Below are 12,393 nucleotides of genomic sequence, written 5' to 3' on the forward strand. Positions count from 1 at the left end.
TGGCGGCGTTCGTCCTGGCTCGAACTCCTGAACCAGCGCGTGATGCAATGGGCACAGCCGACAAGGGAGGGCGGGCCGCATGGCCGTGTGGTTGGGGGCGGGTCTTCCGCTGCTGTTCGGAGCGGTGTTCATGACCATCGGCGTCAGGCTCCTGCGCGGAGGGCGACGGCTGCGGGAGCAGGGAGTCAGGGCCCAGGGCACGGTCGTCGGGTTCCTCACCCGGCGCGACGTCGACTCCAACAGCAAGATGTACACCCCGGTCGTGGAGTGGCTGACCGGTGACGGCCGGACCATGAAGGTCGAGTCCTCGGTCTCCCGCAACACGGTCGGCGATCTCCGCACGGGCGGGCCGGTGACGGTCTTCTACGACCCGTCCGACCCCCGTCGGATGCTCATCGACGGCTTCGACAGCACCGTGCTGGCCCGCGTCTTCTGCGGCCTCGGAGCGGTGGGAGTGGTAGCCACGCTCCTGGTCCTCTGGTTCACCTTCGCCTGACGGCCGTGATGCGGGAACCCACGGGACCCTGCGGCGTCCATCGTCCTGACGGCCGTTCACCATGATGGCGACGTGGCGGCGGGTGGTTGCTGTCGATGATCTCCGCGTCGGTGACCTGCGCAGGGGTACCGAGGAGGACCGTCTCGGCACCTGACTGGGCGACATATGTGGCGATGCGCCAGGTTGCGGAACCCGCGGGGTGTCGGTTGCCTCGGTGACAGGGCGCGAAAGATGCGCCGCGCCGGGTAGGCCGGACACCGTTCCGTTGGAGGATTCGCATGCGTTACAGACACATAGGTGCTGGTATCGGCCTGACTCTCGGTGCCCTCGGACTGCAGATCCCGGTCGCTGCCGCCGAGGACTCGGATGTCCGTATCAATCCGTGGAACGCCGCCCCGGGCTCCACGGTCACGGTCAGTACGAGCGCCTGCGACGCCGACGCGGACTACGGCAAGGGGCGGTCGGAGGTGGGCGGGGATTTCCACCTTTTCGCAGGTGACGAGGAGGGGGAGCTCACCGGCGAGTTCCAGATCCCGGAAGGAGCCAAAGCGGGCAGCGACATCGTCACCCTGAAATGTCCGCCGCTGACCAAGGTCACGGAGACGTACCAGGTCACCGGTCACTCTCCGAAGGGCTCGGTCGACGCCGGATTCGGGCCGGCCGAGGACAGCGGCATGGGGCTTGCCGTGGGCGGCGGACTGCTGGCCACGGCCGCCGCCGGAGGGCTGGTGCTGATGCGGCGCCGCCCGGACGGCATCCGGGCCTGATCGTCGAGCCTGGCGATGGCACCCGGACCCGGGCTGAGACTCGGACGCCGTATCAGCGCTTCCCGTGATCCGTACCTCTGCGCACGGCTCGGCCTGGCCTGCGCCATGGCGGCGGGCGCGGTGCTGCTGATCTCCGGCGTGAGCGACGAGGGCCCGTCCCAGCCTCGGCCGTCGCAGGCGGGCTCGACCGCCGCTGTGGTCTCCGGCCGCCTCCCAGGGGCCTCCGCGGACCTGGCCCGCCTCGCGGTCGCCGCGCTGCCTCCCGCGGAGCCGGTCCGGCTGCGGATCGGTGCCATCGGCGTGGACGCGCCGATGGCACGAGTGGGCCTTGACGCGGCCGGGGCGCTGCGGGCCCCGGCCGCGTCGAGCCCCGGCGTCGCCGGCTGGTACGGCGACGGCACGGCTCCCGGCACGGCGGGCACCGCCATCGCCACCGGGCATGTGGACACCCCCACGGGCGGTCCCGGCGTCTTCTACAACCTCGGCGACCTCACCGAGGGCGCGACCATCGAGATCAGCCGGGCGGACCGGCGGACAGTGGTGTTCACCGTCCGCGCCGTCGAGCTGCACGACCGGAAGAACTTCCCCAGCCGGAAGGTCTACGGCAGTACCGGCCGGCCCGAACTCCGGTTGATCACCTGCGGCGGCCGCTACGTCAAGGGCACCGGCTATCAGAGCAACGTCGTGGTCTACGCGACGCTGACCGCGGTGGCGTAGACCGAGCGGCTGCTCCTCCGTACGGGGCGCCGGAACGGCCGAGGGCCGGTTGCGGATTTCTCCGTAACCGGCCCTCGCCTGCGACTTCGTAAAGTCGGGACGACAGGATTTGAACCTGCGACCCCTTGACCCCCAGTCAAGTGCGCTACCAAGCTGCGCCACGTCCCGATGCGCTCACTCGCGGTGACCCGCGTGATCGCGCGAACAGCACTTTACCCCACGTAGGGGACTCCTCCGAAGCGGGTTGTCGGTGCGGAGGGGGAGAATCGGCCGCATGGCAGACGCAGACGCAGGTGGAGACATCGACGCGAGGTCGGACAGGACGGCGGGCGGGCGCGACCGGGACCCGGAGGGCAGGGCGCGGAACGCGCGGCCCCGGGACGGGCTGGGGCGGCCGCTGCCGTACGGGACGGACGGCGTCGAACGCCAGCCGGAGGGGGTCGTACGGAGCCCGGACGAGACGCTCGCGGAGGCGCAGGAGCTGTTGGACGGCGGCAAGCCGTTCCACGCGCACGAGGTGTTCGAGGACGCCTGGAAGTCCGGCCCAGAGGCAGAGCGTGAGCTGTGGCGTGGTCTCGCCCAGCTAGCGGTGGGGCTCACCCACGCCGCGCGCGGCAACACCACCGGCGGCGCCCGCCTGCTGCGGCGCGGGGCGGCGGCCGTGACGGAGTGGTCGGCCGCGCAGGAGCAGCATCGCCCCTACGGCCTCGACCTCACCGGCGTGGCCGCCTGGGCCGGGGACCTCGCCGGACGGGTGGAGCTGACCTCCGCGCCCATCGACGCGGGTACCGAGGCTCCCCGCCTCCGGCGCCCGTGACGCCTCACGCCCCGTGCCCCCGCAGCGCCTCGTCCGCCACGCCGCCGGCGCCCAGCAGACCGGTCGGCGGGAGGGCCCGCTCGGCCTGCAACTGCGGCAGCGCCCGGCGGGACACGCGCCGGACGACGGGTGGCAGGGCCGCGCGCCCCAGTTGCACCAGTTGCAGCCACCGGGGCACGTAGACGGCGGTGCGGCGCTGCTCCACCGCGCGGACCAGCCGCTCCGCGACCATCTCGGCCGGGTACACCTTGCGGGCCGGCGCCGGCATGTGGGCGCGGAGTTCGCGCAGGACCGGGTAGTTGTCCGCGTCGCGGACCATGTCGGTGTCGGTCCAGTTGATGTAGGCGATGCCCACGCCGACGGACTCGTGGGCGACCTCGGCCTGCAGGGCGTGGGCGAAGGACTCGACGCCCGCCTTGGAGGCGCAGTAGGCGCTCATCATGGGTGAGGTGCCGAGGGCGGCCAGGGAGGCGACCTGGAGGAAGTAGCCGGACGTGACCAGCAGGTCGGCCAGGAACGCCCGTGCCGTCATGGCGCTGCCGACGAGGTTGACCTCGATCACCCGCCGCCAGGACTCGGGATCGGAGCCCGCGAACGGTCCGCCTTCCGCGATGCCCGCGTTGGCGACGACGACGGACGGCCGCCCCAGCTTCTCCCGTACTTCCACGGCGGCGCGTTCCAGGGCGTGGAAGTCGGTGACGTCGACTTCCAGGGCGATCACCGGCGGAGGGAGCGAGGCGGCCACCGCCTCCAGTTCCTGTCTCTCCAGGCCGAGCAGGGCCAGCCGCGCGCCGCGCTCGGCGAAGGCGTGGGCCAGGGCCGCGCCGAGCCCGCGTGCGGCTCCGGTCACGACGACGGTACGGCCTGCGAGGGGGCTGTCGTACATGGCGGGCTGCCTCCGTTCGCGGGGCCCGGCCCGTCCGGGCTCACCGGAAGGGCCGAGTACCCACATGTACGGAGGCGGCTGCCGCCCGGGCCCTACTGGACCTGGTACTGCCCGACCTCGATGAAGTACCGCAGCTCCTCCGGCGTGCCGTCGATCACCGCGGAGGCGGCCGCGCGGAGGGCGGGGCTGGACTTCGGGTCGGCCAGGATGCGGGCGACCGCCACCCGGTCGTCCTCGGCCTGGGCCAGGCGGTAACCGGTCTCCAGGAACGCCCGCTGGTCCTCGATCGTGCCGTCGAGCGCCCTGTTCGCCTCCCGGATCACCGCCTTGCCACTCTTCGGGTCGGCGAGGATGCGGAAGATGGCCACCCGGACGTCGTCGTCGGACATCTGGTCCACCGGCGTGCCCGCCGTGACCGAGGCGGTGGTGACCGGGACGGTGGTGGCCGGGGTGGCGGCGGACGCGGGGGTGGCGGTGAGCAGAAGGGCCGGGGCGAGGGCGGCGGTCGTGAGGAGCAGTGCTGCGCGGGTCGATCTCATGATGGTGAGCCTCCGTGGTCGAGCGGACGGAAGATCATCACCCGCGGACCCCGCCGCGATCACTGCCACGAACCGGCAGTCTTCACCGGTTCCCGTTGCCGCCCCCGTACCCCGTCCGCCCGAGGCCGTGCGGCAGACTCGACGCGTGCGAAAGATTCAGGTCATCGGTATCGGCGCGGGCGACCCCGATCAGCTCACGCTGCAGGCGGTCAAGGCGATGCGCGGCACGGACGTGTTCTTCCTGCTGGACAAGGGAGAGGTGAAGAGCGATCTGACGCGGCTGCGCCGGGACATCCTGGACGCGCATCTGCCCGAGGGTTCCTACCGGGTGGTGGCGGCGCGTGATCCGGAGCGGGACCGGCGGGCGGGCGGGGCTGCCTACTCCCCCGCCGTCGAGGACTGGCGTGCCGCCCGCGCGGGGATCTACGAGCGGCTCATCGCCGACGAGGTCGCCGAGGACGGCACGGGCGCGTTCCTGGTGTGGGGCGACCCCTCGCTGTACGACAGCACGCTGGGCATCCTCGAAGAGGTGCTGGAGCGGGGCGCGGTGGAGTTCTCGTACGACGTGGTGCCCGGCATCAGCAGCGTCTCCGCGCTGGTCGCCCGGCATCGTACGGGCCTGAACCGGGTGGCGCGGCCGGTGCAGATCACCACCGGGCGGCGGCTGGCGGAGGGGTTCCCGGAGGGGGTGGACGACGTGGTGGTGATGCTCGACGCCCACCAGGTGTTCCGGGAGTACGCCGGCGACGACATCGACATCTACTGGGGCGCGTACATAGGCACCCCGGACGAGATCCTGGTCTCCGGTCCGCTGGCGGAGGCCGGGCCGCGCATCGAGCGGGTGCGGGCGGAGGCGCGGGAGCGCAAAGGCTGGATCATGGACACGTATCTGCTGCGCAGGCATCCTCGAGGGGAATGACCCCGGCCAGCCAGCCCAGTACGGCTTCCTCATCCGGCAACGCCCCTGTGCCGGAGGGGAGTTCAGGGCGGCGCACGACGACCACAGGCAACGAGAGCGAGCGGGCGGCGGCCAGTTTCGGTGCCGTCGCCGCTCCCCCGCTGTCCTTCGTCACCAGTACGTCGATGCGGTGCGTCCGCAGCAGGTCCAACTCGTCGGCGAGGCTGAACGGCCCTCTCGCCAGGACCACTTCGCAGTGCGGGGGCAGCGGCGGCTCCGGCGGCTCCACCGAGCGGACCACGAACCGAGTGTCCGTCAGGCCCGCGAAGGCGGCCAGCCCGAGCCGCCCCGTGCTGAGGAACACCCGTTGTCCCAGGCGGGGTACGGCTTGCGCCGCCTCCTCCAGAGAGGCCACCGGGTGCCAGTCGTCGTCCAGATCCCAGCCGGGGCGGCGCAGGACCACGTGCGGGACGCCGGCCAGCCGTGCCGCCTCCGCCGCGTTCGCCGTGATCCGCTCCGCGAAGGGATGAGTCGCGTCCACCAGCGCGGTGACCCGGTGGGCGCGCAGCCAGTCGGCCAGCCCGGCCGCGCCCCCGAACCCACCGACGCGGACCTCGCCGTCGATCGCCCCCGGCCGGCGCACGCGCCCCGCGAGCGAGGTGGTGACCCGGAGGCCGGGGCGGGCGGCGAGGGCGGTGGCGAGACGGCGGGCCTCGGTGGTGCCGCCGAGGATCAGGACGTGCGCGGGCATGGGGTGAGCGTACGCATCCGGTCAGGTCAGCAGGAGTTCGACCGCCCCGACGAGGGTCGCCACGATGACGATGCGGTCGAAGAGCCGCTGGTTGATCTTGTGGACGGCCCACTTGCCGAGGAACCCGCCGGGGACGACGAACACGAGCAGTGCCGCGTCGAGCAGCAGCGAGTCGCCGTCGATCAGGCCGAGGGCCGCGCTGAAGGGGATCTTGGCCACGTTGACGATGAGGAAGAAGAAGGCGGAGGTGCCGAGGAAGCCCATCTTGCGGAAGCCCGCGGAGAGCAGGTACATCGACATCACCGGGCCGCCCGCGTTGGCGACCATGGTGGTGAAGCCGCCGGTCACGCCGTACGCGCCCGCCGTCGCGCGGCCCGCCTTCGTGCTGACGTCGGAGCCCTCCGCCGCGCTCTCCTGGCGTCGCCGCCAGAGGGTGATGCCGGTCATCATCAGCAGGATCACGCCGATGGAGGTCCGTACTCCCCCGTCGCCCACGCGGGCGAGGAACAGCGTGCCCGCCACCACTCCGGCCGCGACGGCGGGGAACAGCCGCCACAGGGTGGGCCAGTGGGCGTGGCGCCGGTAGGTGAGGACGGCGAAGGTGTCGCCCGCGATCAGGAGCGGCAGCAGGACACCGGTGGAGGCGCGGGCGGGCAGGACGGCCGCGAAGACGGCGAGGCTGACCGTGTTGGCCCCGCTGACCGCGGTCTTGGAGAAGCCGACCAGGAGGGCGGCGAGGGCCAGGGCGGCGAACTCCCAGCCGGATATGTGCCAGAGCGTCATCATGTTCATGCGGAGACCGATGCTATGTGCACACGTCCGGCCGGGCGCCGGGGGTCTCAGTGGGCGGTATACCGGGCGCGCAGTTCGCGCTTGAGCACCTTCATGCTGGGGCCGAGCGGCAGCGTGTCCGTGAACTCCACGCGGCGCGGGTACTTGTGCTTGCCGAGGTGTTCCTTGGACCACTCGGCGATCGCGGCGGTGGCGGGGGCGGTGCCCGGCGCGGGGACGACGACCGCGCAGACCTCCTCGCCGTGCAGCTCGTCGGGCAGACCGATGACGGCGACCTGGGCGACGTCCGGGTGCCGGGCGAGGACCTCCTCGACCTCGCGGGGGTAGACGTTGTAGCCGCCGCGGATGATGACGTCCTTCTTGCGGTCGACGATCCGCAGGAACCCGTCCTCGTCCTTGGTGCCGAGGTCGCCGGTGCGGAACCAGCCGTCGACCAGCGCCTCGGCGGTGGCCTCCGGGCGGCCGAGGTAGCCGGAGAAGACGTTGTGGCCCCGGATGACGACCTCGCCCAGCTCGCCGGGCGGGAGGAGTTCGACGCGGTCCTCGACGTCCGCGTGGGCGATCTCGGCGTCCACGCCCCACAGCGGGTGGCCGATGGTGCCGGCGCGGGTGCCGAAGACGGGCTGGTTGACGGTGGCGGCCGGGGAGGTCTCCGAGAGGCCGTAGCCCTCGTAGATCCGCGCGCCGAACGCCGACTCGAAGCGTTCCAGCACGGCCACCGGCAGCGAGGCGCCGCCGGAGACGCACAGCCGCAGCTCGGGCAGGGCGTCGGCGTCGGCCGCGACGGCGGCGAGGGAGACGAACATGGTGGGGACGCCGTGGAAGGTGTTGACCTGCTCCCGGACCATGATCTCGATGGCGCGGGCGGCGTCGAAGCGGGGCATCAGGACGAGCGTCGCGCCCGCGCGCCAGGTGGAGTTGAGGGAGACCGTCTGCCCGAAGGCGTGGAAGAGCGGGAGGGCGCCGAGGACGGTGTCGTCGGGGCGGATGTCGTTGGCGTCGAAGGCGTTGACGGTCGCGTTCATCACGATGTTGAAGTGGCTGAGCACGGCGCCCTTCGGGACGCCGGTGGTGCCGCTCGTGTAGAAGACGACGGCCGGGTCGTCGGCGGCCCGGGTGACGTACGAGTGCGGCGGCTCGGCGTCCACCGCGAGCTTCTCCAGCTCCTCCCCGAGGACGACCACCCGGATGCCGAGGGGGTCGGCGGCGGCGCGGGCGGTGGCCTCCTGGGCGGGGTGGGCGAGCAGGAGGGTGGCGCCGCTGTCCTTCAGTACGTGCTCGACCTCCGGTGCGGAGAGCAGCAGGTGGACGGGGACCACGACACCGCCCACGGCCACGGTCGCGAAGTAGGCGAGGGGGAACTCCACGGTGTTGGGGGCCATCAGGGCGACCCGGTCCCCCGGCCGTACGCCGAGGGCGGCCAGCGCGCCGGCCTGGGCGAGGGAGCGCCGCCAGGCTTCGGCGAAGGTGAGGCGCAGGTCGCCCTCGACCAGGGCCGTCCGGTCGGGGCGGCGGCGGGCGTTCTCGGCCAGGATGGCGGCGACGGACAGGGTTGCCATGAGGTGCGGCTCCGTTTCCTGCTGTACGACTCGTGCTGCGGAACTCGCCTGTGGGCAAGCTCCGTCGGGTTGGTTCAGGGGCGCTCCACCAGGACCGCGCTGCCCTGCCCGACCCCGACGCACATGGTGGCGAGGCCGCGTCCGGCGCCGGTGCGGCGCATGCGGTGGAGCAGGGTGGTGAGGATGCGGGCGCCGGAGCAGCCGAGGGGGTGGCCGAGGGCGATGGCGCCGCCGGTGGGGTTCACCAGGGCGGGGTCGATGCCCAGTTCGTCGACGGAGGCGAGGGCCTGGGCGGCGAACGCCTCGTTGAACTCGGCCTCCTGGAGATCGTCGATGCTCCAGCCGACGCGGGCGAGCGCCTTGCGGGTGGCGGGGACCGGGCCGATGCCCATCACGTCGGGGTGGACGCCCGCCGAGGCTCCGGCGACGTACCGGCCGAGGGATTCGAGGCCCAGCTCCTCCAGCGCGTCCTCGCTGACCAGGAGGAGTCCGGCGGCGCCGTCGTTCATGGGTGAGGCGTTGCCCGCGGTGACCGTGCCGTCGCCCCGGAACACCGGCTTGAGGCGGGCGAGTTTCTCCAGGGAGGTGTCCTCGCGTACGCACTCGTCGCGGTCGACGGTGATGCCGTCCGGGCGCTCCACGGGCAGGAGTTCGGCGTCGAAGTGGCCGTTCTTCCGTGCGGTGGCCGCGAGTTGGTGGCTGCGCAGGGCGAACTCGTCCTGGCGCTCACGGGAGATGCCGTAGCGCCGGGCGACCTCCTCGGCGGTCTCGCCCATGGCCAGTACGCCGTGCAGGTCCTTCATCGCCGGGTTGGTGAGGCGCCAGCCGAGGCGGGTGTCGTAGGTCTCCATGCGGTGCGGGAGGGCCTCGTCGGGGCGGGGCAGCACGAAGGGGGCGCGGCTCATGGACTCGGAGCCGCCCGCGATCACGATGTCCGCCTCACCGGCGGCGATGGTCCGGGCGGCGGTGGTGACCGCTTCGAGGCCGGAGGCACAGAGCCGGTTGACGGTGGCACCGGGCACGGTGTCGGGGAGGCCGGCGAGCAGTGCGGCCATGCGGGCGATGTTGCGGTTGTCCTCGCCCGCCTGGTTGGCGGCGCCCCAGTACACGTCGTCGACGCGGGCCGGGTCGAGGGCGGGCACGCCGCTCACCAGGTCGCGGACGACGGCTGCGGCGAGGTCGTCGGGCCGCACGGAGGAAAGGGCCCCGCGCAGCTTGCCGATCGGGGTGCGGCGGGCGGCCGCGAAGTGGACGGGACGCAACTCGGGACTCCTGACCGACGACGCTGTGGATCAGCATGAACCTATGCCCCGCCGAGGCGGGACGATGTGGCGAGCGACTTAATTAGCACTGCTAGTTTTGAGCTCTACCGGACTATAGACCGCGTACCGGCCCGCTGGGAAGATCCCCCTGGAGCGACCCACGCCACCCCGCCGGAGGAGACCGCGCATGACCGCCGTACGCGAACACACCCGCCAAGGCGTCCACGGAGCCCTGCACATCCGCGCCTGGCCGCACCCCGCGCCCCGGTATCTCGCCCTGCTGGTGCACGGGTACGGCGAGCACGCGGGCCGGTACGACGAGGTCGCCGGGGTGCTCACCGGGCACGGCGCGGCGGTGTACGCGCCCGACCACCTCGGGCACGGCAGGTCGTCCGGCGAACGGGCGCGGATCGACGACTTCGAGGACGTGGTCACCGACGTCCACACGGCGGCGGACCTGGCCCGCGCCGGGCATCCCGGTCTGCCCCTGGTGCTGGTGGGCCACTCCATGGGCGGCCTGATCGCGGCCCGGTACGCCCAGCGGTACGGGTCGGAACTGAGCGCGCTGGTGCTGTCGGGGCCGGTGATCGGCGAGTGGGCGCTGCCCGGCCAGTTGCTCGCATCGGACGAGATCCCGGACACGCCGGTCAGCCCGGCCGCGCTCTCCCGCGACCCGGCCGTGGGCGCGGCCTACCTCGCCGACCCGCTGGTCTGGCACGGCCCGATGAAGCGGCCGACGCTGCTGGCCTTCGAACGCGGGCTCGCGGCCGTGGCCGAGGGCGGCGACACCGGGACCCTGCCGCTGCTGTGGCTGCACGGCGACGACGACCGGCTGGTCCCGCTGCCGGGCAGCCGGACCGGGGTGGAACGGCTCGGCGCGGGCCGGGCCACCGAACGGATCTTCGCCGGGGCCCGGCACGAGGTCTTCCACGAGACCGACCGCGCGAAGGTCTTCGAGGAGCTGACGGGGTTCCTGGACGCGGTGCTCGGCTAGAGCTCTATGCCGAGGATCCGCGCGACCGTCCGGGGCACGCCCTGGTCGTTGTTGGACGGCGCGAGGTGGCGGGCCCGGCTGATGACGTCCGGGTGGGCGTTGGCCATGGCGAAGGACCAGTCGGCGGCGTCCAGCATCTCCAGGTCGTTGAGGTAGTCGCCGAAGACCATGGTCTGGGCCGGCGTGATGCCCAGTTCGCGCTGGAGGCCGCGCAGGGCGGCGCCCTTGTTGGCGGTGCGGTTCATCACGTCCACCCAGTGCTCGCCGGACACCACCACCTGGTGGGTCGCGGCGAAGGGCGCCAGGGCGGGGGCGGCGCCGTGCTCGGCTGAGCCGAAGTCGTACACCGCGACCTTGATGATCTCGTCGTCCACCGCGGTCACGTCCTCGACGACGCGGTGCTCGACGTAGTACTTGCGCACCTCGGCGAGGAACGCCTCGTCGGTCCGCTCCACGTACGCGGCCCGCTTGCCGCAGACCACGGCGCCCGCGTCCACGCCCCGCGCGGCCAGTCCCCGTACGGTGCGGGCCAGCTCCGCGGCGGCCGCGTGCTCCAGCGGGTCGGAGCTGAGCTCCACCCCGTCGCGGACCACGTAGGTGCCGTTCTCCGCGATGAACACCATGCCCTCGGCCACGTCGGCGAACTCCTCGGCCAGCGTCGCGTACTGGCGGCCGCTGGCGGGGCTGAACAGCACGCCCCGGCGCCGGAGTTCGGCGAGCAGGGGCCGCAGGGTGACCGGCGGCCGCTTGTCGTCGTCCAGCAGGGTGCCGTCCATGTCGGTCACCACCAGGCGGATGTCGGCGGGGCCGGAGGGCTCGCCGGGGACGTCGAGGAGGGGCGCGGGCGTCGCTGACATGTGCTGCTTCCGGTCGGTTCGCGGGACGCCACCAGTGTTCCTCATGCCCCGGACGGGCTTTTCCCTGGGCGGGGGCGGCCGGTCCGGGGATGCCCGTTCGGTGCCCGTTCGCGTACCGTGCGCGATTTTCGGGACAGCGCGATCGCCGGGCGGCACAATGACGCGGGACGGCGTGATCAAGGGGCGGCGGACGGCCGTACCCAGGAAGGCGGCGAGTTGAGCGACGACGGCTCCGCTACGGCCGGGGCGGCACGGCCGGACACCTCCGTGGCGCACAACGCGCGGGTATGGAACCACTGGCTCGGCGGCAAGGACAACTACGAGGTCGACCGGCGCGTCGGTGAGCACGTCGCCGGGATGTTCCCGGTGATCCGGGCCGTGGCCCGTGCGGACCGGGACTTCCTGGTGCGGGCGGTGCGCCACCTCGTGGCCGAGCGCGGCATCCGGCAGTTCCTCGACGTGGGCACTGGCCTGCCGACCGTGGACAACACCCACGAGATCGCCCAGCGCCTGGCCCCCGCGTCGAAGGTCGTGTACGTCGACAACGACCCGATCGTCCTGGCCCACGCCCGCTCGCTGCTGACCAGTTCCCCCGAGGGCGTCACGGACTACGTCGACGCCGACGTCCGCGACCCGGACGCCATCGTGGCGCGCGCCGGTAAGACCCTGGACCTGGCCGAGCCGGTCGCGGTGATGATGCTGGGCATCCTCAACTTCGTCCTGGACGACGAAGAGGCGCGGGACGTCGTCCGGCGGATCATGGCCGCCGTCCCGTCCGGCAGCGTGCTGGTGCTCACCCACCCGACCTACGACGGCGACGTGGGCGGCGAGGGGAATGTGGCCGCGATGGAGTTCTGGAACGCCAACGCCACCCCGCCGATCACCGCCCGCGACCGCGCCGGGATCGCCGCCTTCCTCGACGGTCTGGAGCTGGTCGAACCGGGCCTCCTGCCGTGCTCGCGGTGGCGTCCGGACGTCGCGGAGGCCGCCCCCCTACCGCAGTTCGGTGCCGTCGCCGTGAAACCGTGAGCCCGTCGGCCGCGACCGCGCCTGTCCGA

General features: G+C 72.7%; 14 protein-coding genes and 1 tRNA gene. 7 read left to right on the forward strand and 8 right to left on the reverse strand.

Features of this window, described 5'->3' with window-relative positions:
• Nucleotides 1-79: 79 nt before the first annotated feature.
• The 3 genes from HEK131_RS18855 to HEK131_RS18865 all read left to right on the forward strand — a co-directional run bounded on the left by HEK131_RS18855 (nt 80) and on the right by HEK131_RS18865 (nt 1,980).
• Entirely contained in the window at nt 80-496 is a 417-nt protein-coding gene (locus tag HEK131_RS18855; protein WP_244336265.1) for a DUF3592 domain-containing protein, read from the forward strand.
• Between the two features lie 278 nt (nt 497-774).
• Entirely contained in the window at nt 775-1,263 is a 489-nt protein-coding gene (locus HEK131_RS18860; RefSeq protein WP_217463726.1) for a sortase, read from the forward strand.
• A gap of 15 nt (nt 1,264-1,278) precedes the next feature.
• Entirely contained in the window at nt 1,279-1,980 is a 702-nt protein-coding gene (locus HEK131_RS18865; RefSeq protein ID WP_244336266.1) for a class F sortase, read from the forward strand.
• 94 nt (nt 1,981-2,074) lie between these two features.
• Here HEK131_RS18865 and HEK131_RS18870 read toward each other — a convergent pair.
• Nucleotides 2,075-2,148, reverse strand: a tRNA-Pro gene (locus HEK131_RS18870).
• 106 nt (nt 2,149-2,254) lie between these two features.
• Between HEK131_RS18870 and HEK131_RS18875 the strand changes: the two genes are divergently transcribed.
• The gene (locus HEK131_RS18875; protein WP_244336267.1) at nt 2,255-2,797 is read left to right on the forward strand and encodes a DUF309 domain-containing protein; all 543 of its coding nucleotides are present in this window, start codon (nt 2,255-2,257) and stop codon (nt 2,795-2,797) included.
• Between the two features lie 4 nt (nt 2,798-2,801).
• Here the strand turns inward: HEK131_RS18875 and HEK131_RS18880 are convergent, their stop codons facing one another.
• Both HEK131_RS18880 and HEK131_RS18885 read right to left on the reverse strand, forming a co-directional pair.
• Complete coding sequence (locus HEK131_RS18880) at nt 2,802-3,683, reverse strand: SDR family oxidoreductase (RefSeq protein ID WP_217463728.1); 882 nt, start codon at nt 3,681-3,683, stop codon at nt 2,802-2,804.
• 92 nt (nt 3,684-3,775) lie between these two features.
• Nucleotides 3,776-4,222: an ALF repeat-containing protein gene (locus HEK131_RS18885; RefSeq protein ID WP_244336268.1), complete on the reverse strand. Its 447-nt coding sequence runs from the start codon at nt 4,220-4,222 to the stop codon at nt 3,776-3,778.
• 145 nt (nt 4,223-4,367) lie between these two features.
• On the opposite strand from HEK131_RS18885, the gene cobF reads away from it, so the two are divergent.
• Entirely contained in the window at nt 4,368-5,141 is a 774-nt protein-coding gene (cobF, locus tag HEK131_RS18890) for a precorrin-6A synthase (deacetylating) (RefSeq protein WP_244336269.1), read from the forward strand.
• Here cobF and HEK131_RS18895 read toward each other — a convergent pair.
• From HEK131_RS18895 to HEK131_RS18910, 4 genes are all read right to left on the reverse strand, one after another.
• On the reverse strand, nt 5,098-5,871 hold the full coding sequence (locus HEK131_RS18895; protein WP_244336270.1) for a cobalt-precorrin-6A reductase: 774 nt from the start codon (nt 5,869-5,871) through the stop codon (nt 5,098-5,100). The two genes, cobF and HEK131_RS18895, sit on opposite strands and share 44 nt — an antisense overlap.
• A gap of 21 nt (nt 5,872-5,892) precedes the next feature.
• The gene (locus tag HEK131_RS18900) at nt 5,893-6,663 is read right to left on the reverse strand and encodes a sulfite exporter TauE/SafE family protein (RefSeq protein ID WP_217463732.1); all 771 of its coding nucleotides are present in this window, start codon (nt 6,661-6,663) and stop codon (nt 5,893-5,895) included.
• A gap of 47 nt (nt 6,664-6,710) precedes the next feature.
• A complete protein-coding gene (locus tag HEK131_RS18905) occupies nt 6,711-8,222 on the reverse strand; it encodes a long-chain-fatty-acid--CoA ligase (RefSeq protein WP_244336271.1) in 1,512 nt (503 codons plus the stop codon).
• Between the two features lie 74 nt (nt 8,223-8,296).
• On the reverse strand, nt 8,297-9,484 hold the full coding sequence (locus tag HEK131_RS18910) for a thiolase family protein (RefSeq protein ID WP_244336272.1): 1,188 nt from the start codon (nt 9,482-9,484) through the stop codon (nt 8,297-8,299).
• A gap of 187 nt (nt 9,485-9,671) precedes the next feature.
• Between HEK131_RS18910 and HEK131_RS18915 the strand changes: the two genes are divergently transcribed.
• Nucleotides 9,672-10,478: an alpha/beta hydrolase gene (locus tag HEK131_RS18915; RefSeq protein ID WP_244336273.1), complete on the forward strand. Its 807-nt coding sequence runs from the start codon at nt 9,672-9,674 to the stop codon at nt 10,476-10,478.
• On the opposite strand, the gene HEK131_RS18920 is transcribed toward HEK131_RS18915, so the two are convergent.
• A complete protein-coding gene (locus tag HEK131_RS18920) occupies nt 10,475-11,335 on the reverse strand; it encodes a Cof-type HAD-IIB family hydrolase (RefSeq protein WP_244336274.1) in 861 nt (286 codons plus the stop codon). The genes HEK131_RS18915 and HEK131_RS18920 overlap by 4 nt on opposite strands.
• Before the next feature lie 216 nt (nt 11,336-11,551).
• Here HEK131_RS18920 and HEK131_RS18925 point away from each other — a divergent pair, with 216 nt between their 5' ends.
• Nucleotides 11,552-12,364 carry an SAM-dependent methyltransferase gene (locus tag HEK131_RS18925; protein ID WP_244336275.1) on the forward strand — a complete coding sequence of 271 codons (813 nt, stop codon included), beginning with the start codon at nt 11,552-11,554 and terminating at the stop codon, nt 12,362-12,364.
• Nucleotides 12,365-12,393 lie beyond the last annotated feature (29 nt).

The organism is Streptomyces seoulensis (assembly GCF_022846655.1).
Lineage (GTDB): Bacteria > Actinomycetota > Actinomycetes > Streptomycetales > Streptomycetaceae > Streptomyces.

Bases quoted from the DNA above. Each gene is read 5' to 3' on its own strand.
- HEK131_RS18855 (WP_244336265.1), top strand. From the start codon at position 80: ATGGCCGTGTGGTTGGGGGCGGGTCTTCCGCTGCTGTTCGGAGCGGTG.
- HEK131_RS18860 (WP_217463726.1), top strand. From the start codon at position 775: ATGCGTTACAGACACATAGGTGCTGGTATCGGCCTGACTCTCGGTGCC.
- HEK131_RS18865 (WP_244336266.1), top strand. From the start codon at position 1,279: ATGGCACCCGGACCCGGGCTGAGACTCGGACGCCGTATCAGCGCTTCC.
- HEK131_RS18875 (WP_244336267.1), top strand. From the start codon at position 2,255: ATGGCAGACGCAGACGCAGGTGGAGACATCGACGCGAGGTCGGACAGG.
- HEK131_RS18880 (WP_217463728.1), bottom strand. From the start codon at position 3,683: ATGTACGACAGCCCCCTCGCAGGCCGTACCGTCGTCGTGACCGGAGCC.
- HEK131_RS18885 (WP_244336268.1), bottom strand. From the start codon at position 4,222: ATGAGATCGACCCGCGCAGCACTGCTCCTCACGACCGCCGCCCTCGCC.
- HEK131_RS18895 (WP_244336270.1), bottom strand. From the start codon at position 5,871: ATGCCCGCGCACGTCCTGATCCTCGGCGGCACCACCGAGGCCCGCCGT.
- HEK131_RS18900 (WP_217463732.1), bottom strand. From the start codon at position 6,663: ATGAACATGATGACGCTCTGGCACATATCCGGCTGGGAGTTCGCCGCC.
- HEK131_RS18905 (WP_244336271.1), bottom strand. From the start codon at position 8,222: ATGGCAACCCTGTCCGTCGCCGCCATCCTGGCCGAGAACGCCCGCCGC.
- HEK131_RS18915 (WP_244336273.1), top strand. From the start codon at position 9,672: ATGACCGCCGTACGCGAACACACCCGCCAAGGCGTCCACGGAGCCCTG.
- HEK131_RS18920 (WP_244336274.1), bottom strand. From the start codon at position 11,335: ATGTCAGCGACGCCCGCGCCCCTCCTCGACGTCCCCGGCGAGCCCTCC.